Here is a 24,592-nt window from a genome sequence, read left to right as displayed (position 1 = left end):
GGTGGGGGGCGGGAATGGGTTACTCGAAACGCTGGTTTTCAGATGACCAACGCTTCAAACTGTAGCGGCTATTACCATGAAGGATTAAAGCTCCAGGAGTACCATCTCCTAAGTCTGCGAACGCTGTGAGTGAGGTATTAGCATCTTGGGAAAATTCACTGTAAAGTAAGAGTCCGTCGTCCCCGAAAATTAGAGTCCGGGGCTTATAGATCTCCTTATTCTCGACCAAGCGATTGTCATTTTGCCGCTTCAAGGCTCCAAATATCCGGTCTTCGTATAAAGTAAACACGGCGTCTGGCTTGTTGTTGCCTGTTAACTCAACGAGTTGAACCGACCATTGCCCCATTTCCTTGAGTAGTAACGCATCACTCGGTAGTGCGCCAGACTTGAGATGACCGCTATTGACTAACTCACGCCTGAGTGTGGGGAGGAGTGCCGATACCCATTCGGGCTGTACTTGGTTGAGGCTGGATAAGGTGACGGACGACGGTTCTATCCATTCCAGGGCAGCATCTGTGTAGGCGAGAAGGCTACTTTTCACCGCTGCGTCAGCGGTTTTGAACGTGGGTAAGACATCACCCGCAGCCAAAAGCTGAAGCACACCTCCCTGAAAGGAAACCGCTTTCACCGTCGCCATTGTGGCTTCTTGGCGTCCCTCGGCATTCCAAACCGTAATCTGAATTTGGGAATCCATCTCTAAACCTAGATAATTCCACATCTGCTTGGCACTGACGGAGTTGGGCAAAAGCCAATTGGAAAATGGAGCTTGCCACCAGCGCGTCCCATCGTGGAAAGCGCTTACCTGCACCTGATACCAGACTTGCAGCGGCTCTAGCTGTAGGCTTGGGGACGGTTGGGCGAAGGGAGGAGTGGGTGATAACGTAGCAGGATTTTGCCCATCCGGGGTATCGGTACGTTGCCCTGGAGTTGTTGTGGCATTCGGCAAAACTTGCTCCTGTACTCCCTGCCCTCCGTTCAAATCTCCCGGTTGCAGCCAATCCGCAGGATTGACATTTAATACAGGTTGTGCAGTGCCAATAATGCGACTCGCATGACGGCTGGAGGGAAGCGTTTTTCCCAAGAAAGTATCAAGACGGTCGAGTAATTCGTTGATGGAGGAATAGTTGACAGGTTTAGTTTTAGAATTTTGAGAGAATTGCCCTAACCAGGCGATCGCTTTTAATCGTCCTTGCTTGACCGCCACAATCAAGGCTCCCCAGGCTTTGACTTCAATGCTATCGGGATTCACCTTGAGCGCCGTCTCCACCCGATCCAACAATTCACCGGAATCGGTTTGTAATAATGTGACAATATCTTGTGCCTGCACCCCTGGAACGAAGGACTGGAAGATGAGCAGAGCATCTGCCCAGCGACCATCGATTAAATTCGCCATAATTGAAGCGCTTGGATTTGCCCAGGCTTGCTTGGCTTGGGCTTGCGTCACCTGTGCGTGCAATTGAATCACATCCATTTGCGCTTGGGCGGTAGCTGACCCATTGTTTTTCTTCTGGGATTGCAACAATTGCAAGGCAGGCGACCACAACCCATGACGCGCTAGTAACAAGGCATTGCGAAAGACTGGAGTATCTAAAGCGGGTTGGATTAAAGAAATTTCTTCCAGAACGATGGGGTTGGGCACAAAATTGCGCGGACGAAGCTGGTAAACCTTGAAGCGGGGTTCTAAACCCACCGTCTGATTGACGACGAATTCCGATTTAGCATCTCCGGTAACTTGCTGCCAAGAGGCAGTCTGTTCGTTCGGCGTTGTCCATTGCAACATCACACTCAGGTGCATTTGATCGGGATTGTAGTGAACCACCTGTCCGTATGTCATGGGTGTGTCACCACCCAGCCTTTGATTGGAGAGATTGAACCAGAAACCCGGTTCGGGGGCTTTGTCATCAAAGCGACTGATTTTGGTTAGGGGTAGAGAACGGGATTCACTCGTCTGCTCAGCTTGGGTATTGAGGAGGGAAGAAAGCACAAAATACTCTTCGGGGCCTGCAATCTCAAGCTGAGTCGCCAGTTGATAATATCCTGGCTGGGTGGGTTGGTAGACTCTCAGTTCAACAATCTGTTCGCAATCGAGTTGGCAAGCGGGTGGAGATTTCAAGATGGGTAACAACAGCGCTGTCGAACCGTCATCGATGCCATTTTTAGAGAGGAATAGTGCCTCTCCTGGAATTAAGTCACTTTTGCGAACCTCTTCCTGAATCGCTTCCAGGGTTTTTGGGGGTGAGGCGGCAGAAACGGGAATCCGAGTCCACTTGGGTAAATATTGATTAAGCCCAACGACGGCATTAGGGTTGACCATTAACAGAACGCCTAGCCACATGCCGCCAACAATCACACCACTGGCAGTGAGTAAAAGAGCGAGTGAACCTAAGGTCACAAGGCAACCCTGCAATCGTGACTTGGGCTGCAAGGGTTGTGGGTTCACTCGTTGGGATGAGTGAGTGTTGGACTGACCGCCTAGGAGTGGCTGGTTAGAACCCACGGACTTTGCTAATGGCTTTTTGACCCGTCGGGTATTTCTGACGGGTGGCTGGCGCTGTGGTGAATCTTGAGGCGTTTTCATCGCTATTTTTACTTCGGCTCCTATCCTCTAATCCCGACGCCCGGATAACACCTGTTCATAGAGTTTACCAGCACGTTCCCATGTGTATTTTTTTTCAATCAGCGATCGAGCGTTCTCGGAAAGTTGTTTTCGCAATTGGCGGTTTTCCAATAAGCGGCTAACAGCATAGACATACTCGGTTGGCTCATTCGCTCGCAAGGCTCTCAAAGGGACTTCTCCGCCATCTACTGATAGTCCTTCCAAAGCGCGATCGCTTCCTACAACTGGTGTTCCTGCTGCCATTGCCTCTAACGTTTTATTTTTGATTCCAAACCCCGTCCGCATCGGCACTACACAAACAGTTGCCTTATGTAAATAATCCACCATTGAAAGTACACGACCCGTTACGGTAATGCCAGGACTTTGTGTTAACTCCAATACTTCCGGCACCGGATTCCCTCCCACTATTTCCAGGGTTGCTTCTGGATGCCGTTGCAAAATTTCTGGAAACACCTCCAAGCTAAAAAAACGTGCCGCATCAATGTTTGGGCGATTATCCATTGAGCCACAGAATACAAGTCTGTGTCCTCCGGGGTCACAGACGCGCTTAGGGTACAGCGTAAGATCGACACCATTAGGAATCACAGCAATCTGACCCTCCGGATCGAGCGCGGTTATCTGACGCCGATCCTCCGGCGTGGTCACCACAATGTCAGTGAACTTAGCACAATATCGCTCCTCATAGCGACGTAGCAGCGGTAAATTCAACTGGTCTCTCAGTTGATTTTCTGATGTTTTCGTTTCCAGCAGGTGGCGGCACGTCCCATACACAGAACTATGAATATTGACTACCGTTCGCAATTGGGATTGCCATTCGGGCCGCACATAAATTTCATTCACACTATGTTCACAGGTAATAACTTCAAACTCCCCAGCTTGTATGGCCTCATCTACCCATTGCTGTATGTCAGTGGAGTAGTGGTGTAGCACACTTGGAGGTGTTCCCTGTTCCAAAAACGCTCTGAAGCGCTGCATTTTTCCCAGAAGTCCAGTCTCAGCCTCCGAGAGTTGGGGTTTTGGGAAAATCAGCAGCTTTTCGACCCAATTTTGCAGTTCTTCCTCTTCCTTGGGTTCGACATCTTCAGAGTGTTGAGTAATCAAGGTGATGGCATGACGCTCGCTCAAGTATTTGAGTAAGTTAAATGTTCTCACCTGAGTTCCCCCTCGCATTGGCGGATAGGGAAAAGTGGAAGAAAGCATGAGAATTTTCATATAGTGTGAGGTTCAGTAAAAAATTGCAACGAGTTGGGTTCAGGGAATACTACTTTCCAGTGCAGGAGAGACAATAATTAATTAAGGTATTCTTCATGAAAAATTGTTCAAAGCTTGATTGAAACTTGTTAAAACATTTTTTGTATTATATATCCAGCTAAATACAAATCAGCTTAATACCTCAATCAGCTTAGGGGAAATTCATCAGGATTTTTTATGCAAAGATTTTTTATAATTTTCAGATAGACATTCTAATTTATTAGGTTATTTCTTATTGAGTTTGACTAAATTTAATTTCCAGGAGTCATATAATTCAAGTTAAATATTATTCAAGTGGACGAAAATATGCCCAAAGTAAGTGTTTGTATTCCTACTTATAATCGTGCCGATTATCTGGTTTATTCTATTACTAGTGTTTTAAACCAAACTTATACAAATTTTGAGCTGATCATTTGTGATGATGGTTCTACCGATAACACTTCAGAGGTAGTGAGCCAGTTTAAGGATTCTCGGATTTGCTATATCCAGCACCCTAATAATATTGGGCGGAGTAGAAACATGCGTTCTGGGTTTGATGTAGCTTGTGGAACTTATTTTATTAAACTTGATGATGATGATGGACTCACGCCGGAGTTTTTAGAAAAAACGATTGCTGTTTTAGAAGCGGAACCGCATGTAGACTTTGTGTGTACGAATCACTGGATTATTAATCAAAAGAGCGAGAGAGTTGAATCAGCAACAAGTGAGAATTCTGCTAAATGGAAAAAAGACCAGCTCAAGGAAGGGATTATTCCTGACTTGATTAGACAAACATTTCAATACCAAAGCTTGCAAGTGGGTTCGACGCTGTTTCGTCGAGCTTGCTTGGAAGAGGTTAATTATTTGCGTCCGGAGGCAGATGGATGTGAGGATTTCGATTTACTAGTGCGCTTGGCACTAGCTGGCAAGCAGGGATATTTTTTGCCAGAGTTTCTCATGGAATATCGCCTACATGGTCAACAGACGAGCTTAAGACAAGCTCTTCATTTTTTATCGGCTAAAGTTTTTTGCATCGGTAGTTATAAATTTTCCGATCAGGAATTAGAGATACATCGTTTATATAAATTGGCTGGAACGCAGCAAATTCTAGGGTTAAGATTAATTGAAAAGGGAGAGACTTTAGAGGGACGCCGCATTTTGCGAGAATCAACTCAACTATTAGGACGTTCTCGCAAGGCAAGGCTGGGTCTAATTTTGTCTTATTTACCAGTAAGTTTACGGCAAATCGCTTTTAAGGGGTTTCGTCAGATTCGTTCCAAAGACTATTCAGAGCGTGTACGAGAAACGGTGGGTTAGAGATATGGTAAGCAACCTGAATTAATCATCCCTCTTTGGGCTGAACAGAAATCTGTAGTTTATCAGAAGCTATTTTCTAAATTTTGGTCAGAATTAGATATTAGATAGAGTCTGGTGATTGGAGCAATCCGGTAGTTTCGGATTACAAGTCAGCGCCTAACCCTGGTAAAACAAGTCGCACTTTTTAGGATTCCTAGGCTACTGGGATTCAGAGAGGGTTGTTGCGGTTTTATGATAGCGTTTTTCTTTGCTTTATTCCTTCAACCATTGAATTTTCTAAATGGTCAACGGGGAAACTTTTAAAATCACTGTATCCAAAATCCAAAATTGTCTGAACTAAGGGAGTTATATGGAGACGATTGAGCTGAAATTCATTTTAAAGTTGTTGGGATTTGAGGATTATAGGGCACCCTTATCTAAAATTGAGCTTAATTCTACACCGTCAGAGGTTGAGCGAGAAGAGATTTGTCGCAAGCTGTGCGAGCGCGGATTGCTGGTTTGTTCTTATAAAATTAGTAAGTTTAAAATTGCCCCTCCCGGCAAATTTCTTCTCAAGCAAGACTCCGATGAATTACCTTTAACGAAGCAGGAACGCAAGGTACTTCGGGCAAGTGTTAAGGGAAGGATTACTCCCAAAGAAACTGGCATTCCTGTTGAGGAGCAACAGGTTGTGATTCAAAGCTTGGCAGATCGGGGTTTAATCGAGGTAAAACCAAAGCACAAGAAAATTAAAGAAGTCGGCTTAACAGAACGAGGGCAGGAATATCTGCAATATGAGTATAACCCCAGCGAAAGTTGTTCTGTTCTCAGTCCTGAACTACTGAGTAATTATGTTCAATTTTTGCGGAAATCGTTCCAGGAGATTTCGCCGTCGTCTATGAAGACGCAGATCGTAAACGATGAAAAAATTTTACTCACAATTCAGGAATTAGAACATCAATTGGTGCCAGATACTGGTGTGCCAATTTGTCATTTGCGCGAGAAGTTATATCCACTTTTATCTAGGGAAGAATTAGACGAGTCGCTCTACCGCCTAGAACGGCTGGAGAAGATTGAGCTGAGTGAATTACAGGCTGCAAATGCCTATGCTTTTAGTTCAGAGCAAATTGATGCGGGGATTGTTCAGGAGATGGGTGCTCCGTTGTTTTTTGTGACGTTGAAATCAAATTTGCTAGGGTAGCAAGGGCAGGGGTTTAGGAGTTGCGGCGAGTGCAACGGTAAACTTCCGTAGATTCTCGGAGGTTATTTTTTGCCATTTGTCGTAACAATAACGACAGGTTGGGTTTTGGGAACTCCTGTGGCTTTTAAGTTGTCGTCGCGAATTAGGTGAGGGTAGGCAGATGGATACGATTGAGCTGAAGTTTCTCTTGAAGTTGTTGGGTTTTCCCGATTATCGGGCACCTTTATCCAAGATTACGCCAAATTCTAAAACGTCAGCCACTGAGCGAGAACGGATTTGTCGCAAACTGCTGACTCGTGATTTGGTAGAGTGTTCTTACGAAGTGACCAAGCTCAAGATTGCTCCTCCAGGTAAAGCACTGCTGAAGTCAGACTCAACTGAGTTACCAGTTACAGACCAAGAACTCAAGGTGCTTCGGGCAAGTGAAAAGGAAAAAATTTCTCCTGGAAAGACGGGTGTCCCGGCTGCGGAACGAGGGGCAATTATCCAGCGTCTGGCAGACAGGGGTCTGATTGAGCTAGAGACTAAAGTCAAAGAAGTTTGGCTCTCGAAGCACGGACAGGAGTACCTACGGGATGAATACACTGCCAAAGGCACTAACCTCGTTCTCAACTTGGACATGCTGAACAATTACCTGAGCTTTTTACGCAAATCTCTGCAAGTGAAGCCAGATCGAGTGTCTCCTCCACTGCCTACCAATGGAGAATTGCTCGTTGAACCGACAGACAATCTTAGCGATGAAGAAATTTTACAAATTATCCAGAAATTAGACCAGGAACTGGGAACAGATAATTATTTGCCCATTTTTCATCTCCGACAAAAGTTACAACCTGGCTTGTCAAGGGAAGACTTAGATCAGACACTGTATCGCCTGCAAAAGAATGACCAAATTGAGCTAAGGGCGCTTGTACACGCTCAAGAGTACACTGACGAGCAAGTCAACGCCGGAATCAATCAGCGTTCCGGATGTTCACTATTTTTCATTAAAGTTACGGCGAACTAAAAATGACGCTTCGGACTATTCACACTCTAAACTTAGCAACGCCTCAAAGGTATCAGCAGCATGGCATCCATCAATGAAATTATTCTAAGAAGTACTAACCCCTTTGATAACATTCGATCTGTCAACTTTTGGCACGAGCAGCAACAGCCAGAACCCACGGTTGACTCTATCCATCAAGAAGCGATCGCCACAATAGAAGCAACACTCGATCAAGTTGCCCACGATCATCACACACGCACATTGATGCTTGATGGCGATCCGGGTTCTGGCAAGACTTATCTGTTGGGTAGGCTCAAAAAGGCGTTCAACCATAAAGCATTTTTCGCCTATATCCCTCCATTTCCCCAAAGTGACCACATCTGGCGGCACATTTTGCGCTACACCGTGGATAGCTTAGTACAAATTCCTGATGGGCAGGAAGATTCTCAGTTGCTGCTTTGGCTCAATAATGTTTTATCTGCCTTAAGACAACGCAGCATAATAGATAAAATCACGAAGCATGATGTCTTTGATTTGTTGCGAAGTGATCGACAAAATTTTATTAACCAACTCAGGGGTACATATCGACAAGCAAGTATCTATAATGCTGACAAGTTTTTTGGAGTGCTGCACGACCTTACTAATCCAGAACTGTATCCCATAGCTTGCGAGTGGTTGCGAGGAGATGACTTAAGTGAAGAGTCTCTGCAAGCTTTACATTTAAGAAGGTCTATTGATACAGAAGAAGCAGCACGAGAGATATTGGCTAATTTTAGCAGAATTGCTGTTGATACCCGACCAATCGTGCTGTGCTTCGACCAACTAAACAGTATTGCTCGCCTTCCAGACGGCTCGATCAATCTGCAAGCCTTGTTCGACATCAATACCAAAATTCATGACGAGGACAAGAACTTTCTTGTCATTATCAGTATCAATACAGATATCTGGAAACAGTACAAGAGCAGAATTGACCAGAGTGATAAGCCTCGTGTAGAGCGCCAAGTCTCTCTAGGGCTAATCAATTTAGAGCAAGCAGAATCACTTTTAGCATCTCGTCTTTACTCTCTACACCATCAAGCAAATCCTCAACCACCTTCTGACATTGAGCCTCTAAAGCGCCAATATCTAGAAGATGAATTTCCGGGTGGAAAAACTAATCCTAGAAATTCTCTGATTCTAGGGCGAGATATATTTCAGGCATACAAAAGCTGGTTATTTGCAGGTAAGAATCCACCATTTATTCCACCCATTGCTCCTACAACAACAAATGGCCATTCAGAACTTCTTGCAGCTTTTAAATTAAAATGGCGTGAGGAATTCACTAAGGTTCAGCAGCGAATTACGAAAGTTCGTTACCTATCCTCACCGGAACTCATTCAGATGCTGCAAGAAGCTTTAGCTACTTTGCAAGTGGAGAGCATAAAGACTCCGCTTTTTACCAAAACCAAGTTTGCTAGTTATTCACTTGGCTATAAATTGCCTGGTAAATCTGAACAGTTAGGAGTAGTCTGGACGGAAGATAGTAATATGACTACTTTTTTTCATGTAATAGAAGCTTGTGGGAAAGAAGTTAAAAAAAATCCCTCCTTAAACCTGCGTCTAATTCGTGCAGAAGGGTTGGGTAGCTCAAAGAATAAAGGTTACAGACGGTATACAGAAATTTTCACAGGTTCCCGCCATCATCGCATCAAACCCAATCTCAAATCTGTTCATGACCTAGCCACATATTACGGTTTAGTTAAAGATGCTCGTGAGGGAGACTTAGTTATTGGAGGTAAAACCCTCGGTTTTAAGAAATTACAAGACATCATCCGTGAGTCTCAGGTTTTACAGGATTGTCCACTATTACAAGATTTGGGTGTAGTTGAACAAACTAATGATACTGATGTAAATCCTCCAAGTACAAGCGGTAAAAAAGAACCTGGTAAGCCGACAGTTGTCGAGGTAGTTCAGCTAAAAAAGGAATTAATGGAAGCCAAGGAGTTTTTATTAAATCTAATTAAAACTCAGCATTTCATGGGAAAACAGGCTTTAATTAAAAATATTCGCAGTCAGTTTATCAAGGTAAGTGAACCTCAAATCGAAGATTTGATTCAGCAACTGTGCCAGGAAAAGCAAATTCAAATTCTTGACCCTAGTGCCAAACCAGAAGCCCAATTAATTTGTCTAGTACCTAAAAGGTAATTTATCCTAAAAATTTGTTATCTTAGCCAATGCCCTACCTGACAGAACCTGCCGACATCCGATCACTCATCACTCCACTTGCCTCTTCTAAAATCCTTTGGCTAGATACAGAGGTGGCTGACTGGCAGACTCCCAACCCAAGACTATCTCTAATTCAGGTGTTGGCTGACCCTAATGACTTAACGGGTAATGCTGCTTACATCCTGGATGTGTTGGATAAACCTGACTTGGTAGCCTATTTTGTGAACCAAATCATGGCTAATCCAGCGATTGAAAAAGTTTTTCACAATGCTAGTTTCGATGTGAGGTATCTAGGAGGTAAAGAGCAAGTAAAAAATATAAGTTGTACTTTTAAAATGGTCAACAAATTGACCAGAAGGCACCGCTCCGATCGCCTGAACGTATCGAACAAGCAACTCAAAACCCTAGCAGTAGAACTTTGCAACTTCTCCGAAGTGGATAAAGGGGAACAGCAAAGCGACTGGGGACAGCGACCTCTTACCGAAAAACAGATTAAGTATGCCAAGATGGATACAGTCTATCTGGCTCAAGTGCATCGTTGTTTATTAGAAAGAATTCAGCCTGATGCTGTGAGTAAGATTTTTGATATAGATATAGAAGCTAGCGACTCAAAACAGCTAACTCAGAAATCTGAACCGACATCCTTCAGCGTTACCAAAGTCCGAGTTGCCTTTGAGTGTCCGCGCTTGTTTTATCTGGGACATCGCTTAGGTGGAAAGATGATGTTTTTCCCACCTGGAAATCCCCCTAAAATTGGTACCCAATTTCATCAATTAGCTGACCATTTTGCCTTTATTGCCAAGCAGGAACCCAGGTTCCAAGCGTTGTTTGAGCCAGAAGCTGACCAACTCAATGTAGAGGCGATCGCTCAACAGCTACAACAACTCTTCTATGAATTATCCTTTTTCCCCCACCTGCAAGCAACCGTCAAAACCGATCCAGGGAAAGCAACCGCACTTTATCAACTTTGGGAAGGATTAAAAGGACTCGTCCGGCGCTGGGCTGAATTACTCGTGCGAAATCGGCGCTATTGCAGTGCATCTGATGTCATTAGCAAAACGTTAATCGCCCTTAAACCTACCGTTAAGCATCACTTCCAATTGCCCAATGGTACACACCAATTGGTGCAGGGAAGATTTGACAGCGTGGTGTATGACTTTGAAAACCACCGCCTCTGTGTGGTGGAATATAAAACTTATCAGTCTCCAGACAAGTCAGCCCAACTCGCTCAAGCTGCCCTCTACAGCTATATGTTGCGGGAAAAGCTGGGAGTACCCATAGATTCAGCGGTTTATAGTGTTTTGCCCAACTGGGACGAGATTAGCTTTACTTGGGACGAACTAGAAAACACAGTTCATCAGCTAATTCCTCAGAAATTACAGCAGATGCGCCAATGGGTTGACTGGGAACCACCACAACCCAATCCGCCGTCACCCACACCTCACCCAGATTTATTGTGTGATATTTGCCCTCAGCGGAAAAAGTGCCAAACTTATTTTGATGTTACTGCGGGTGAATCAATTGTATCCACAGCCATCACTTCTCAAGTCATTTCTCAACCCCCACAATCTACAAAGGTAGAACCTCTTGTGGGGCAGGCGAGACGCCTGCCAATTGTGGAGGGCGGGCAAGATGCCCATCCCACAAGAGATAGTCAGCAACATCCAGTTTCCGGGGGCGGGCAAGATGCCCACCCTACAATAGAGGACAAGCCAAATCCTGATGCTGATGCTATTGGTAAAGACTTAGTGACTACCCTTGAGTCTTTCAATATTGGTGTTGAGTATCAAGGAGCAGCTGTTGGGCCAGCTTTTATTCGAGTGAAACTTAAACCAAATCCTGGGGTAAAAATTAGTTCTCTGTTGAGGTTGTCTGCTGATTTACAAGTGCAGTTGGGAATAGCGAACCCTCCTCTGATTGCACCTCAAGCTGGGTATGTCAGTGTTGATTTACCTCGCCCGGATCGACAAGTTGCTAGCTTCGAGAATTACGTAGGGGCGACGCATGCGTCGCCCCTACCCCCTACGGCACCCGTGAAAATTGCGATCGGGGTGGATTTGGATGGAAAATTGGTAGAGGCGGATTTATCCGATCCAAATACTTGTCACTTTTTGGTGGGTGGTACAACAGGTAGCGGCAAAAGTGAATTTTTGCGATCGCTCCTCCTCTCCCTTCTGTACCGTCATTCCCCCCAACAGCTCAAAATTGCTCTCGTCGATCCAAAACGAGTTACTTTCCCAGAATTTGAACAGATGCCCTGGTTGCTGTCGCCAGTTGTCAAAGATAGCGAAGATGCGATCGCACTCATGGAACAATTAGTCTCAGATATGGAGCAGCGTTATCGCTGGTTTGAAGCAGCGAAGTGCCCCCATCTAGATGCCTACAACCAGCAACTGATTCAACGACAAAAGCCACCCATTCCGCGCATTGTTTGCATCTTTGATGAATATGCCGACTTCATGGCAGAAAAAGAAGTTCGCAACGCTTTGGAACTGAGCATTAAACGCTTGGGAGCAATGGCAAGAGCGGCTGGTATTCACTTAATTATTGCCACCCAACGCCCAGAAGCAGGGGTTGTTACTCCCATTATCCGCTCTAACTTACCTGGACGAGTTGCTCTGCGTACCGCAAGCGAAGCTGATTCCGCGATTATCTTAGGCGGCAAACAAACAGAAGCGGCTTACCTGTTGGGCAAAGGGGATTTACTGTATCTATTCGGTGCTCAGTTGCAGCGATTACAAAGCTTATTTACACCAAAGATTCAATTGCCACAATAGGGTTACCAGCGGGTGAGAGGCGCTGACAGAGAATGGTGCAACATCTCAGATTTACCAAGTCACCCGTCCATCTAATTTTTGTAGCAAATTTGGCCCAACTCCTGATACCCGATCAAAGTCTTCTAAAGAAGTAAACGGCTTCTGCTGTCGTGCGGCAATGATTTGCTGTGCCAGTTTGGGGCCAACTCCCGGCAACGTCACTAATTCCTCCAGCGTTGCGGTATTCAGATTAACCAACTCTCCAGTTGTTGGCACATTCTTCTCTTTCGCCTGAGTGATTTGAGGACATTCTTGCTTCTGTGCCTGAATCTTCTGCTGAACTGCCAACGGAACTCCCAGCACCGCTCTAGCATAGAGGCGTCCAAACTCACGTTCAAAATGGGCGGCAACCATCGGACTTTGAATCACCAATAATGTCTCATCATTGTGGGTATTCGCCGCCTCTGACCAGTTGTGAGAACCGGTAATCACCCTTTGCCCATCTACAACACCAAATTTGTGATGTAAGACATCCCCCTTGGGTAACTGGGGGATGCCCACGGTGGCAATGGGACTTTGCCAAGGACGATTATTGACTTCGTATTCACACTTGTTGGCTAAAGAGACTCCCAGCATATCCAGCGCCTCACTGTAATAGCGATAGGCAAAACCGGGGTCAATTAACCCTCGTATCTGAACGCCCTGTTGATGGTGGGTTTCCAGGAGGTTAGCGAGGGACTGTTCGGAGAAGACAAATAAGGCTAAATCAACGGTTTTAGTCGCCGTACTCAGGGTTTGACCAATTAAGCCATTACTCGTCTGACTCCAAGGCTGGGTGGCAGACGTTGGGGAAAACTGCACGGTAACGGTGGTGGTTCCCAGTTTGACTGGCTGCGCTGGGCGAAAGGGCTTTTTGACGCCAAACCGACTATCGGGCTTCCCTGCGGGGCCATCGCCCCACATGATGTTAAATTCTTGGGTAAATAGATCGGCTAACTGGGAATCTTCGATTTTTAACAGGTTATTAGCATTACCACGAGTCTGTGATGCTGTCAAGTCTCCATGCATATCACTGGTTGTGAAATTAGCGGAGGTGACAATCAGGGTGCGTCCATCAATGACAACAAACTTATGGTGCATCAAGCCACTGCCTTTGGAACCATCAGCGGTATCGTCAAGGATGGGGACTTGGGCTTTTCGTAAAATGGCGATCGCATCCCATTGGTTAATCTCATCCGCAGTGAGCTGATTATCCCCATTCCGGTCGATTAATTTCACTCCCTCCTTGTAGCGATCGCGTTCTCGTGCAGGAAGTTTGGCGACTTCAGCGGCACTGAAGTCACTCCAAGGGCGATTGTAGGTATTTTCCAGAATGACTTTGACTTTGACCCCAGCTTGGTGACGTTTAACCAAAGCTTGGGCGATTTTGGGTAAACGCAACTCTTGAACGGCGATATCTACGGTAGATTGAGCGGTGGCGATCGCATCTACAATTTGTTGCTCTAAGTCATCTCCCGGTCGAGTTACCTGCCGATAAGGCTCTGTATATTCACCTGAGGAGGCATGATTAAAGTACACTTGAACAAAAAGGTCTTGAGGTAGGGGAGCTTTGCGAGGAAGCTGGGACTGAACTCGCTGACAAGCCGACACAGTCAGCGATAGAAAGAAGGTTACCCCCAGACGGCAGAGAGTTTGAGACAGTAAATGCAAGGGTTTTTCTGATCCAAGAATATAACAGCGGTATTAAATTAGTGTTCCCTGTTTTCCGATAACAACAGTCAAAACATTGTCACTGTTGAACTAACATAAATTTCAAGCGGACTAATGTTCGCCCCTTAATTTATTAACTTAATTCGAGGAATTGCTCACACCGTAGCATCATTGCGAAGTTGTGGGGCGAGACCCCCTATAACGTTATATGTCAAGAAGAAAAAAGACCTTTCTGTGTGGTCATAAGGGGTATGGTCAATCCTGCCACCGATGTGAGCAACACCATAGAGTACGGGAAGAAAAAAGACAACAAAAACAGGAATGGGAATCCACCTTTGCTGAAGACCCGATCGATTTAAAAAATCTTCCGGCTCATGTGGTGGTTAAAGCCCGGATCATTATCGCTGGCCTCCAGAGTCGCAATAACTATAGAGAGTATGGGGGAAAGCGGCTCCGCCACAACCGTTGGATTATTAGTATTCCCGTTACCCGGAACTACCGAATGATCTGCCATGACCACGGTAGCCTGTTAACACCCCACGCAGTCTTGTCTCACGAAGATTACAACGTGGATAAACCAGGCTGTTAGCCAATTCCTGATAGTTGTTAGAGAAACAGGCATCGGGTTTACAGACAAACATTAATCTTCATCAAAAGAATGGGTAGAAACTCCTCACTAAAGCTCCGGGTCCTTCCAGGACGGCTTTACAGGGAGCGTACTAGAATGTGAAGCATGACTCAACGCGCCTACCGATACCGCTTTTACCCGACGACGGAACAAGAACAACTCTTGCGCCGCACGCTGGGTTGCGTTCGTTTAGTCTACAACAAAGCGTTGAATAGTCGTACCGAGGGGTGGTACGAAAGACAAGAGCGGATTGACTACAAACAGACATCCGCCATGCTAACGGCATGGAAAAAGCAGGAAGACCTGCAATTCCTCAACGAAGTTAGCTGTGTCCCACTCCAGCAGGGATTGAGAAACCTACAAAAGGCGTTCACTAACTTCTGGGCAGGACGTGCCAAATACCCTAACTTTAAGAAGAAGAGAAGTGGTGGTAGTGCTGAGTTCACCCGTTCTGCTTTTAGGTGGAAACACAGCCAGTTGTGGCTGGCAAAGTGCAATGACCCTTTGCCTATCCGCTGGAGTCGCACTCTTCCGGAAAACTGTGAGCCTTCTACTGTCACAGTAAAATTGGATGCCTCAGGGCGCTGGTTCGTCTCCCTGTTGGTCGAAGACCATAGCGTCAAGGCATTTCCTCAGCTTGATAAAGCTGTAGGGATTGACGCTGGAATCGCCTCCTTGATTGCAACGAGTGATGGGGAGAAGATTACTAATCCCAAGCACTTCAAACGTTTGAGATACAAATTGAGACAGGCACAAAAAGCACTGTCTCGAAAAGTTAAAGGCTCGAACAACACACACAAAGCAAGGCAACAAGTCGCTCGCATCCACGCCAAAGTTGCCGAGACCCGAACAGATTTCCTTCACAAGCTAACAACTCGACTGGTACGTGAAAACCAAACGATTGCTGTTGAGGATTTAGCTGTGAAGAACATGATGACCAACCGCAAACTTGCACAAGCCATAGCCGATGCCAGCTGGTCTGAGTTAGTTCGTCAATTGGAATACAAGTGTCAGTGGTACGGTCGGACACTGATAAAAATTGACCGCTGGTTTCCTAGCTCTAAGCGCTGTGGAAACTGCGGTCACGTTGTTGATAAGTTGCCGCTTGATCAGAGGGAATGGGATTGTCCAGAATGTGGAACACACCATGACCGGGACATCAATGCCGCAAACAATATTCTTGCCGCAGGGCTTGCGGTGATAGTCTGTGGAGCGAACATAAGACCTGATAGACATGAGTCTCCAAAGGGCAGTTGCGAAAAACCCGTAAGGGAAAGAAGCAGAAACCTAAGTCGTGAGGCTTAGGAATCCTCGCGCCTTCAGACCGAGGAGGATGTCAAATAAGCACAATAATCTTAAGGGGTGGCATCAAGACTATATCCTGGGAGAATAGATAGCCCATTGGCTGAAAGACCATGCAAATTTATCTAGACTACAGCGCCACAACACCGCCGCGTCCAGAAGTCATTGCTACCATGCAGAATGTCCTCACCCAACAGTGGGGCAATCCATCCAGCTTGCACGAGTGGGGGCAGCGCGCCGCAACCGCTGTGGAACAGGCGAGAATGCAGGTGGCTGGGCTGATTAATGCACCGGCAGAGTCGATGATTTTCACCTCTGGGGGTACGGAGGCGAATAACCTGGCGATTATGGGGGTGGCGAGAACGTATCGAAAGCCACAGCACATGATTATTTCCAGCGTTGAGCATTCGGCAGTGGCAGAACCCGTGGGATTGCTGGAACAGTGGGGTTGGGAAGTGACACGGTTGCCTGTGGACACATACGGACGCGTGAACCCCAGAGATTTGGAAGACGCCCTGCAACCCAATACGGTGTTGGTTTCCATCATCTACGGTCAAAGCGAAGTTGGCACGCTGCAACCGATACATACCCTCGGTCATATAGCTCACCAAAAGGGCGTTCTATTTCACACCGATGCGGTTCAGGTGGCTGGACGTTTAGCGATCGATGTCAAGGAACTGCCGGTGGATTTATTATCCATGTCGAGCCATAAGTTTTATGGCCCGCAAGGGGCGGGGGCGTTGTATATTCGTCGTGGCGTCGAGTTAGTGCCAGTGATGTTGGGTGGGGGACAAGAATTGCAACTGCGATCGGGTACGCAGGCTGTGCCGATGATTGCAGGTTTTGGCGTCGCTGCCGAACTCGCGGCGGCGGAAATGGCTACGGAAACGCCTCGATTGATGCGGTTGCGCGATCGCCTTTTTGACCAATTGAGTGATAGCCCAAACCTGATACCCACGGGTTCCCGCCTTCATCGCTTACCTCATCATGTCAGCTTCTCGGTCCTGGGTGATGGGAAAACAGTGACCGGCAAAACCCTCGTGCGCCAGCTAAACCTCGCTGGAATTGGCATCAGTTCCGGTTCTGCTTGTCATAGTGGCAAACTCAGCCCCAGTCCTATCCTCAAGGCAATGGGCTACAGTGACGCCATTGCTCTGGGAAGTATCCGCCTCACCTTAGGGCGAGATACGACGGAAGCTGATGTGGACTGGACAGCAATGGTACTCAAGCAAGTGTTAGCTAGACTCATGCCAAAACTAACTTGTGCTAGGTGTTGAATTTAATCGATTAGCAATGGGGAATAAAAGACATTAGTTGTTAGTTGCTCTCTTCGTAGTTTGTTGAATTAGGAGTAACTAACAACTTTTCCAATTACCCATTACTTTTTACTCAAAACTTCAACCCCTTCCCATTCCTCCGGCACTCCATACTTTTGATATTTCTCACAGCGTTTGACGTAAAGCATTGCAGTTTTATCTTGAGAATTGATTTCTAAAATCTCCTGAAAGATTTGTTGAGCTTGAGCAAATTGTTGCTGAAAATATAGAAAAACGGCTTGTTCAAAGCGACTCTTCGTTTGTGTCTTTAACTGTAAAAACAGTTCCTCATCCCCATCATAGATTTCAAAGACGGCTACAGGTTTTTGTTTTCCTTTCACCCTAACTCGATCCACAAACCGATAGCTGTAGTTTTGTGGCTCATCAAGATAACAGAGAGTTTGTCTACTAATGAGAATCCCTGAGCCATAAAGCTTGGTTAACCCTTCCAAACGCGAGGCGAGATTAACCGCATCAGCAATCACGGTGCTTTCCATCCGCTCTTGTTCTCCGATGGTGCCTAACATTAAACTTCCCGTATGTAATCCAATGCCAATCGTGATGGGCAGATAACCCAGTTTTTGCCGATGCTGATTGTAAAGAAGCACTTGTTTTTGCATCGCAATAGCACCAGAGACAGCATCATTAACTGACTCCGGAAATAAAGCCATAATGGCATCCCCAATATATTTATCAATAAAACCCTTGTGAGCGCGAATGACGGGACTAACTCGACTCAGGTAACTATTAATAAAATTAAAGTTTTCTTGAGGATTCATTCCTTCTGAAAGGGTAGTAAAGTCACGAATATCAGAAAACAGAATTGTCATGTCTTTCTGAATATGATCGCCCAATTTAACATCCACAATACTTTCGTGCCCCAAGAATCGAAGAAAGTCATGGGGAACGAAGCGACCATAAGCAGCATTGATTTTGGCAAGGCGAATATGCGTTTTAATCCGCGCTAATAATTCATTTTTAGAAAAAGGTTTAGTTAAATAATCATTCGCACCAGCAATAAAGCCCTCCACAAGATCGGACGTTTGATTTTTTGCCGTCAACATCACAATGGGAAGTTCAATCGCCAAAAATTTCTCGCGGATTTTCTTACAGACTTCATAGCCCGTCATGCGGGGCATCATGACATCGAGTAAGATTAAGTCTGGTTGGAAGCCACGTTCAATAATGGCTAAGGCTTCTATCCCACTTGTGGCTTGAGTAATAGCATAGTGTTCCAAAGAAAGATTATTAACTAAAACCTGAAGGTTGATGGGTTCATCATCGACAATGAGGATTTTAAACTCGCCAGTTTCTGCGGCTAACATTTCAACCTTAATCAGTGGTTCGTCCATTAATTTTAAGATGGGTGCTACTGATCGAATTGGAGAAATTTCTGAGGTTATCTCTAGTTGATTTTGAGAAACTGGCAATGTAAAAGTAAACTGGGAACCTTCTCCAATTTTTGATGAAACCAGAATAGAGCCACCGTGCAACTCTACTAGTTGCTTAGTAATAGCCAAACCTAAGCCCGTGCCACTGTATTCTCTACTCGTAGAACCATCGGCTTGTTCAAAAGATTCAAAAATTTTATCCAATTTATCAGATGGGATGCCAATACCTGTATCAGCAACGGTAATAGAAATCTGTCTATGAGTAGGTTCCAGTTGTTGGTTATTCGTTGTGATTAACTCTTCATTTGTGGCTGCTGAATTCTGACCGCTAATCACTTCTGCTCTTATATCTATCGTGCCCGAATCTGTAAATTTAATAGCATTTCCGATTAAGTTGTAAAAAATCTGTTGTAAACGATTTTCATCTGCTTCTATCAGGGGAAGTTCGGAACTGATAGAGTTAATCAATTGTAAGGGTTTTTGATCCAGCAAAGGTTGGGAAAGCGTTAGGACTACATCGGCAATCTCTCGCACGCCTACGGGCTTAATTTGTAACTCAATGTTTTTATGTTTTAGCTTCGATAAATCCAGGATATCATTGACTAAATTAGACAATCTCCTGCCACTAGAGGTAATTAGGCCAAGATTAGCGATCGCCTGTGGGGGTAAGGGTCCAGCAGCCCCATCAAGCAGGGATTCGGCAATGCCAATAATGCCATTCAATGGGGTACGGAGTTCGTGAGAAGTATTGGCTAAAAACTCATCTTTAAGCTTATCTAATTCCTGTAATTCAGCATTTTTAGACTCTAGGGTTGTAAATGAGGCTTGTAACTGACTTGCCATACTGTTAAAAGCATTGGCTAAAACCCTTAATTCATAGGAGCGCCCAGCTTTTACTGTATTGTTCCATTGCCCTTGTGATAGAGCATCGGCAGCTCTAGAAAGACGTAGGATAGGTTGAACAATCCAACGAGATGTTATGACTCCAATTAGGGTTGCCAAACCTAAGGCGGCTAAACAGAGTAAGATAGTCGTGCGGGTATTAGCATTGATCCGCTCCATAAAGTCTGACTCTGGAACAACCACTACAATGAGCCAATCCAGACCATAAGTTTCAGCGATGGGTGTTACTTGTACGAATTGCTGTTCGCCGTTGATTGCAAAAGCTAACTGCTGGCTTGTAGCAATATGAGTGAGGCTGCCAAAATAGGAAGTCAAATGTTTGGCGGTTGATTGAGTTAATCGATTGGGACTATCGAGCGCTTTGATGCGTTGTGTTGCCCCTTTATGGATGATAAAAGGAGGTTCTGGAGTAGAACTGGCAACCAGCATCCCAGAGCGTTCAATGATAAAAGTTTGTCCTCTTTTTCCAATTTTTAAGGTATGCAGAAAATCACTGACTTGCGAGACGACGAGATCGCTGGCTATGACACCATCAAGCACACCGTTTTTGTTGTAGATGGGTTGGGACGCACTGATCGCAAGTTTGGGTTCCGAAAAAAATGGATAAATTTGATTCCAAGTCGGTTGACCTTTGTTTGCGGCGTTTTTGTACCAAGGTCGCTTTCTAGCGTCGTAATTTTTTGAGGTAATTTTTAAAAAATTAGTGCGATTTCCCTGACCATTGCTGCTATATCGATGTCCCTCTCCGTTGGTGGTTTTATCTGAGACTTGAATCTCTAAGGTGCCATTGTCGAGCCGTTCAACACCGATGAATTCTCCCTGCTTACTACCGAAGTAGATGTAACCGACTGAAGGGAATCTTCGCGTTTGCCAAAAAAAGTGACGCTCAAGTAATTGGAAATCCTTGACATCCAACTGGCCGAGACGAATGGCATCGGTGTTGATTTGATTAATCAGAACAGGTGTGGCTAAGTAGTTATGCAAATGCTGTTGGATACGGGCAGTAATTTCGCGCCGGAGTTGGGTGGTAACATCGTTGATCGCTTGCTGTCCGTTGCGTAAAGAAAGCCACCCCACAAGTCCCACAGCTCCGAGTATTTGTAGGATAAACGGTACTACGAGGATGACACGGAGTGGAACTTTCCCAAAAGCCTTAGAAACTGAATGGGGTGAAGCCAATAAGTCCTCCTCCCTAACGATTAATTAACCCTTAAGCGTCCTGGGTAGCTGCACCCCAAGAGTAACAACTCTGGCTACCATAAACAAGGACATTGCTAACCACAATAAGTGACTACTGTGGAACAACCAAGCTGCGATCGCGCTGGGAGCAAACCCCAACAAAGTAGCGGTTAAGGCCGCACTACGAATCGTTGGCCCCTCTGCTAAGCCCAAAAAATACCCATCTAGGATAAAAGCAATCGAACCAAATCCTAAAAGGGGCAGTAACCAAGAAACATAATGCCCCATACTATCAATCACTTCTGAGTGATTCGTTAACAATCCAAATAAAGGTTCTGGAAATAAAACAAATACAAGAGCCAGACTCAGACCCAAAATCAGAGCGGTTCCCCCAGAAATGCCAACGAGGGACGTGAGCTGAGCATGATCTTCTTTACCGCAAAAAATGCCTGATAAGCTTTCCGTGGCGAAGGCTAATCCATCAATAAAGTAGATGGCTAGAGTTACGACCTGTAAAAGCAAAGCATTTTCGGTTAGCGTCATTGTTCCCATCCCTGAACTTAAGTTAGTAAAGATGGAAAAGGTAGAGAGAAAAGCAAAAGTTCGGATAAAGATATCTCTATTAAGGGTCAAGGTCTCTTTCAATGTCGATAAATCAAACAGTTGTCCCGATACGGCTTGTATCTCTTTCCAGCGAACTTCTCGACAAAGGAAAATTATCCCGATTAGCAACATCAAATATTGACTAATCGCTGTGGCAAAACCTGCTCCCGCGCTTTCCCACCCCAACCGAACAATCAATAGGTAATCCAGCATGATATTAGCGGCATTTCCAACAGCCGATAAGACCAAAACTTTGCCGCTTTGTTCACGTCCCAGAAACCAACCGATGAGTACAAAATTCAGTAGAGTCGCTGGTGCGGCCCAAATCCGGGCATCATAATAAGCTTGCCCTGAAGCTTTAACATCTGATGTGGCGCTCAGTAGGGCAAATCCAATCTCTTGCAGGGGGTACTGCAAAATTAAAATCGTGATACCCAGCCCCAGAGCCAATATTCCATTCCGTAAACCCGTGAGTAATACTCCCTCCTCATCTTCACGTCCTACCGCTTGGGCTGTCATGCCCGTGGTACTCATTCGCAAAAAACCCAAAGTTCGGTAGATATAGTTAAATAAAACTGTGGACAGAGTGACCCCAGCTAGATGACGAATATCCCCTAAATGACCTAAGAATGCCACACTGGTTAAACCAGCCAGAGGCACCATGAGATTAGACAAAATATTGACGCTCGCCAATCGAAAAAAGCGAGGGAGAAAATCATACCGATCAAGGGTTGTAATCCACATATCCGGGTTAATTGGAGGGACTGGATGGCGGTCAATATTTAAACAGTAACAAATTTTAACAATCAGTGAATCATTGACGGTTATAAATCAAACCCTTGCTCACTTGTTGGCTATTTAGCCATTGCAGGTGATACTACTTTTAGTAGCAAATTTAACAATGAAGAAAAAAAACGATTATGGCAGAGCTTCCTAAAAGTCTTGAAGAAGCCATCGCCCAAGCCAAAGAGGCTACTCAATCCGCTTTAAATGACGGTCGTACCCGGTTGCAAGTGGAACTGGTATTTCCAGAAATTGCCCTCCAAGCTCAGTCGATCGCACAACAATTTATTCCGTTGTTTGAGGAGTATGGCTCAGGGTTAAAAGTCTTGTTTCCCGATACCGGTGCAGCGGCTCTGGCTCGTCGGGATTGGGGTGAGGTACCCTTTAAAATCAGTGATGTCGGGACTTCCCGCTCACCTATCGAAAACAAAATCCAGGCCGAGGACAAGGCGTTCTTGCTGGTTGCGCCTTCGGCGGTGGAAGTGGCTCAAGTGGAAATCCTTTGCAATCTGGCCGGTGATCGCCCCTGTGTTTTGCTCAACCCCCAGTTAGAAGATATCTATACGATTGGGATTGGCATGGCGGCACGTAAGTTGCGTGAGCGGTTCCTCAGCACCATCGAGCCTTGTTACTACCTCCGACCTATCGATCCGGCGGCTATCTTGCGCTCATACCCTGGACTCTGGCAAGTTTGGCTAGAAATCGATGATGAGTACCAGCTGATTGCAGAAGAGCCTCAAAGACCTGCCGGAGAAGCTCTAGATCAAATCCTGGCCAAAGCCATGGGTAGTAGCGATACGGGTGAAGGTGAAACAACACCAACCCTTAAAAAACCTGGGTTCCTGACGAATCTCCAGCGCTTCTTGAACGCACTGACTCGATGAGAGCTAGATCAGATTGGCGTCAAATTTCCAGACATCTTAAGAAAATGCAATAATAGGAATCAAACAGGAAATTCCGGTTGAGGGTGCAACAACCGACGTAAATCTTTCCCTGGAAACATCAGATGAATCCTTCGTGTGAGGAGAGTGAGCCAAACCTAATCACTAGGGAGGCTTCTCTCCAAGCTTTTTTTAATCTTTCTCTAGATTTGTTGTGTATCCGTGGCAAGGATGGTTATTTCCGGGAGCTCAACTGTGTTTGGCAAACGACCTTAGGCTGGACGCTAGATGAATTGTACTCACGTCCTTGGTTAGATTTTGTCCATCCCGACGATGTTGCCTTCACGGTTGAGATGGAGTATCAATGCCATACCCTCAACGCAAGCCATACTCCGATCCAACTGAAAAATCGCTACCGTTGCCGAGATGGCAGCTATCGCTGGCTATCCTGGCGCTTATCCTCCTATGAAAACGGCTTAAGCCATGGCATCGCTCAAGATGTTACAGAAAGCAATTGGGGAGGCAGTGGCGCGTATCGCACAAGGTTACAGCAATCGGTGAAGCTACGAGATCAGGCGATTGCGGCTAGCCGCGTGGGGATTGTGATTGCCGATACTCGATTACCGGGTATGCCTCTGATTTATGTGAATCCTGCCTTTGAGCAAATCACCGGTTACTCTGCCGCTGAGGTACTCGGTTATAACTGTCGTTTTTTGCAAGGCAAAGAAACCAGTCAGCCCGCTGTGGCACAACTCCGTGCGGCGATTAAAGCCGGAGAACACTGCACGGTTACTCTACTTAATTACCGGAAGGATGGAACCCCCTTTTGGAATGAATTAACGATTTCACCGATTTATGATGAGGATAATAACCTTACTCATTTTGTGGGGATTCAATCGGATATTAGCGATCGCATCAGAGCCGAACAAGCCCTACGATTGGAACAACACAAATCAGAACGGCTATTACTGAATATTTTGCCCAAGCCGATTGCAGACCAATTGAAACAGTTTGAAGGTTCATTGGCTCAACAATTTACTGAAGCCACTATTTTATTTGCTGATATTGTCGGCTTTACTCCCCTAGCCGCTCAACTGGCTCCTTTAGAACTGCTGAATTTGTTAAATCAAATATTTTCTGTTTTTGACCAATTAGCAGAAAAACACGGGGTTGAAAAAATTAAAACCATTGGTGATGCCTACATGGTGGCTGGCGGCTTGCCTGTAGCAACGGATCATCATGCAGAAGCGATCGCTCAAATGGCTTTGGATATGCAACAAGCCATTGGAAAGTTCCAAACCCAACAAGGTGAATCCTTCCAAATTCGCATCGGCATTAATACGGGGCCGGTCGTCGCGGGTGTGATTGGCATCAAAAAATTTAGCTATGACTTGTGGGGGGATGCCGTGAATGTTGCCTCCCGGATGGAATCATTGGGATTACCAGGAAAAATTCAAGTTACGGCTGTGACAAAAGAGCGTTTGCAAGATAAATTTTTATTTGAAGAACGGGGTGTGATTGAGGTTAAGGGCAAAGGGAAAATGATGACTTATTGGCTAACCGAGAGGAAGAGTCATCAGCTTTTTGAATCTGGAATTGAGCAATAACG

15 protein-coding genes and 1 pseudogene are annotated in these 24,592 nt (G+C 45.5%); 11 read left to right on the top strand and 5 right to left on the bottom strand.

What is annotated here, in order from left to right; translation table 11 throughout:
• Window positions 1–19 precede the first annotated feature (19 nt).
• Both NDI48_01180 and NDI48_01175 read right to left on the bottom strand, forming a co-directional pair.
• The gene (locus tag NDI48_01180) at window positions 20–2,578 is read right to left on the bottom strand and encodes a hypothetical protein (protein ID MEP0829816.1); all 2,559 of its coding nucleotides are present in this window, start codon (window positions 2,576–2,578) and stop codon (window positions 20–22) included.
• 27 nt (window positions 2,579–2,605) lie between these two features.
• Window positions 2,606–3,829 carry a glycosyltransferase family 4 protein gene (locus NDI48_01175; GenBank protein ID MEP0829815.1) on the bottom strand — a complete coding sequence of 408 codons (1,224 nt, stop codon included), beginning with the start codon at window positions 3,827–3,829 and terminating at the stop codon, window positions 2,606–2,608.
• A 345-nt stretch (window positions 3,830–4,174) separates the two neighbouring features.
• On the opposite strand from NDI48_01175, the gene NDI48_01170 reads away from it, so the two are divergent.
• The 5 genes from NDI48_01170 to NDI48_01150 all read left to right on the top strand — a co-directional run bounded on the left by NDI48_01170 (window position 4,175) and on the right by NDI48_01150 (window position 12,308).
• Window positions 4,175–5,164 carry a glycosyltransferase gene (locus NDI48_01170; protein ID MEP0829814.1) on the top strand — a complete coding sequence of 330 codons (990 nt, stop codon included), beginning with the start codon at window positions 4,175–4,177 and terminating at the stop codon, window positions 5,162–5,164.
• A gap of 349 nt (window positions 5,165–5,513) precedes the next feature.
• A complete protein-coding gene (locus NDI48_01165) occupies window positions 5,514–6,344 on the top strand; it encodes a hypothetical protein (GenBank protein ID MEP0829813.1) in 831 nt (276 codons plus the stop codon).
• 160 nt (window positions 6,345–6,504) lie between these two features.
• Window positions 6,505–7,347: a hypothetical protein gene (locus tag NDI48_01160; protein ID MEP0829812.1), complete on the top strand. Its 843-nt coding sequence runs from the start codon at window positions 6,505–6,507 to the stop codon at window positions 7,345–7,347.
• A gap of 60 nt (window positions 7,348–7,407) precedes the next feature.
• Window positions 7,408–9,510 (top strand): ATP-binding protein, encoded by a 2,103-nt coding sequence (locus NDI48_01155; GenBank protein MEP0829811.1) that lies wholly within the window; start codon window positions 7,408–7,410, stop codon window positions 9,508–9,510.
• Between the two features lie 29 nt (window positions 9,511–9,539).
• Complete coding sequence (locus NDI48_01150; protein ID MEP0829810.1) at window positions 9,540–12,308, top strand: FtsK/SpoIIIE domain-containing protein; 2,769 nt, start codon at window positions 9,540–9,542, stop codon at window positions 12,306–12,308.
• Between the two features lie 51 nt (window positions 12,309–12,359).
• Here the strand turns inward: NDI48_01150 and NDI48_01145 are convergent, their stop codons facing one another.
• On the bottom strand, window positions 12,360–13,988 hold the full coding sequence (locus NDI48_01145; protein MEP0829809.1) for a DUF655 domain-containing protein: 1,629 nt from the start codon (window positions 13,986–13,988) through the stop codon (window positions 12,360–12,362).
• Window positions 13,989–14,205: 217 nt separating this feature from the next.
• On the opposite strand from NDI48_01145, the gene NDI48_01140 reads away from it, so the two are divergent.
• The 3 genes from NDI48_01140 to NDI48_01130 all read left to right on the top strand — a co-directional run bounded on the left by NDI48_01140 (window position 14,206) and on the right by NDI48_01130 (window position 17,204).
• Window positions 14,206–14,586, top strand: a complete 381-nt coding sequence (locus NDI48_01140) for a hypothetical protein (protein MEP0829808.1) — start codon at window positions 14,206–14,208, stop codon at window positions 14,584–14,586.
• Between the two features lie 144 nt (window positions 14,587–14,730).
• Window positions 14,731–15,930: a transposase gene (locus NDI48_01135; protein ID MEP0829807.1), complete on the top strand. Its 1,200-nt coding sequence runs from the start codon at window positions 14,731–14,733 to the stop codon at window positions 15,928–15,930.
• A 110-nt stretch (window positions 15,931–16,040) separates the two neighbouring features.
• Window positions 16,041–17,204 carry a cysteine desulfurase gene (locus NDI48_01130; protein ID MEP0829806.1) on the top strand — a complete coding sequence of 388 codons (1,164 nt, stop codon included), beginning with the start codon at window positions 16,041–16,043 and terminating at the stop codon, window positions 17,202–17,204.
• A 101-nt stretch (window positions 17,205–17,305) separates the two neighbouring features.
• Here the strand turns inward: NDI48_01130 and NDI48_01125 are convergent, their stop codons facing one another.
• Both NDI48_01125 and NDI48_01120 read right to left on the bottom strand, forming a co-directional pair.
• Window positions 17,306–20,716 (bottom strand): ATP-binding protein, encoded by a 3,411-nt coding sequence (locus tag NDI48_01125; GenBank protein ID MEP0829805.1) that lies wholly within the window; start codon window positions 20,714–20,716, stop codon window positions 17,306–17,308.
• 24 nt (window positions 20,717–20,740) lie between these two features.
• Entirely contained in the window at window positions 20,741–22,063 is a 1,323-nt protein-coding gene (locus NDI48_01120) for an MATE family efflux transporter (protein MEP0829804.1), read from the bottom strand.
• Between the two features lie 176 nt (window positions 22,064–22,239).
• Here NDI48_01120 and NDI48_01115 point away from each other — a divergent pair, with 176 nt between their 5' ends.
• The 3 genes and pseudogenes from NDI48_01115 to NDI48_01105 all read left to right on the top strand — a co-directional run bounded on the left by NDI48_01115 (window position 22,240) and on the right by NDI48_01105 (window position 24,590).
• The gene (locus NDI48_01115; GenBank protein ID MEP0829803.1) at window positions 22,240–22,986 is read left to right on the top strand and encodes a DUF1995 family protein; all 747 of its coding nucleotides are present in this window, start codon (window positions 22,240–22,242) and stop codon (window positions 22,984–22,986) included.
• Window positions 22,987–23,108: 122 nt separating this feature from the next.
• Window positions 23,109–23,432: pseudogene (locus NDI48_01110) on the top strand (PAS domain-containing protein).
• Between the two features lie 108 nt (window positions 23,433–23,540).
• Window positions 23,541–24,590, top strand: coding sequence for a PAS domain-containing protein (locus tag NDI48_01105; protein ID MEP0829802.1), 1,050 nt, complete (start codon window positions 23,541–23,543; stop codon window positions 24,588–24,590).
• Window positions 24,591–24,592 lie beyond the last annotated feature (2 nt).

Origin of the sequence: Microcoleus sp. AS-A8 (assembly GCA_039962225.1) — a bacterium.
Lineage (GTDB): Bacteria > Cyanobacteriota > Cyanobacteriia > Cyanobacteriales > Coleofasciculaceae > Allocoleopsis.
Note: the sequence above shows the minus strand (reverse complement) of the source record. Positions and strands in the feature narration are given on the sequence as shown.

Coding starts and splice junctions, on each gene's coding strand:
- NDI48_01170 (MEP0829814.1), top strand. CDS start 4,175: ATGCCCAAAGTAAGTGTTTGTATTCCTACTTATAATCGTGCCGATTAT.
- NDI48_01130 (MEP0829806.1), top strand. CDS start 16,041: ATGCAAATTTATCTAGACTACAGCGCCACAACACCGCCGCGTCCAGAA.
- NDI48_01120 (MEP0829804.1), bottom strand. CDS start 22,063: ATGTGGATTACAACCCTTGATCGGTATGATTTTCTCCCTCGCTTTTTT.
- NDI48_01175 (MEP0829815.1), bottom strand. CDS start 3,829: ATGAAAATTCTCATGCTTTCTTCCACTTTTCCCTATCCGCCAATGCGA.
- NDI48_01150 (MEP0829810.1), top strand. CDS start 9,540: ATGCCCTACCTGACAGAACCTGCCGACATCCGATCACTCATCACTCCA.
- NDI48_01135 (MEP0829807.1), top strand. CDS start 14,731: ATGACTCAACGCGCCTACCGATACCGCTTTTACCCGACGACGGAACAA.
- NDI48_01155 (MEP0829811.1), top strand. CDS start 7,408: ATGGCATCCATCAATGAAATTATTCTAAGAAGTACTAACCCCTTTGAT.
- NDI48_01165 (MEP0829813.1), top strand. CDS start 5,514: ATGGAGACGATTGAGCTGAAATTCATTTTAAAGTTGTTGGGATTTGAG.
- NDI48_01115 (MEP0829803.1), top strand. CDS start 22,240: ATGGCAGAGCTTCCTAAAAGTCTTGAAGAAGCCATCGCCCAAGCCAAA.
- NDI48_01140 (MEP0829808.1), top strand. CDS start 14,206: ATGTCAAGAAGAAAAAAGACCTTTCTGTGTGGTCATAAGGGGTATGGT.
- NDI48_01160 (MEP0829812.1), top strand. CDS start 6,505: ATGGATACGATTGAGCTGAAGTTTCTCTTGAAGTTGTTGGGTTTTCCC.
- NDI48_01180 (MEP0829816.1), bottom strand. CDS start 2,578: ATGAAAACGCCTCAAGATTCACCACAGCGCCAGCCACCCGTCAGAAAT.